1 pseudogene is annotated in these 644 nt (G+C 77.6%); it reads right to left on the bottom strand.

Going from position 1 to position 644, the window contains the following annotated elements:
• Window positions 1–273: 273 nt before the first annotated feature.
• A pseudogene (locus EF918_RS37595) lies at window positions 274–644 on the bottom strand (hypothetical protein); the annotation flags it as partial.

The following is a 644-nucleotide window of genomic DNA, read 5'->3' as shown; positions in this document are numbered from 1 at the left end:
GTTCTTCAAGCAGAGGGCGCCATACCAGCTCTCTGAGTCTACCGTGGGCTCGCAGATGCGTCTAGGAGACAGCTGCTCAAGCTGGTCCTGGCCCTGCTCGCGCGCCTCCGCCTGCGGCCGGCCCCGGCGTCGTGCCGGGGCCGGCCGGGCGGGGTGCCGACGGACCCGGGGCGCACGGGCCGTGCGGGCGTACCGGCGTACCGGCGCGGCGTACCGGCCTTAGGGGCGTACCGGCGTACCGGCCCTCCGGGCGTAGGGGCCCGGGTCCGCGGCCTACTCGGCCGGCAGCGGCAGCGAGGGCAGCTCCGGCAGTGGCAGGCCGAGGCCCGCGAGCAGGGCCAGGACCAGCTTGAGCAGGGCGCTGACCACGTCCGTGGCCTGGGTCTTGACGTCGGCGGCGCAGCCGCACGGCCCGGCGGCCTTGGTCAGGCCGTCCACGGCCTTCTTCAGCGCGGCGACCGCGTCCTCGACCGGGCCGGCGGCCCGCTCGAGGACGCCGCCGCCGCTCCCAACAAGGCCGTGGGCGGCCTGGCCCAGCGCCGCGGCCCGCCCGGCAGGGCTGTCGCAGGCCAGCCCCAGGCCCTGCGACCGCCCAGCGTCCTGGACCTTCCGGTCGTCGCCCGCCTCGGGCGCGTTCGGCCGCC

It is taken from the genome of Streptomyces sp. WAC06614 (assembly GCF_003949795.1).
GTDB lineage: Bacteria > Actinomycetota > Actinomycetes > Streptomycetales > Streptomycetaceae > Streptomyces.
Note: the sequence above shows the minus strand (reverse complement) of the source record. Positions and strands in the feature narration are given on the sequence as shown.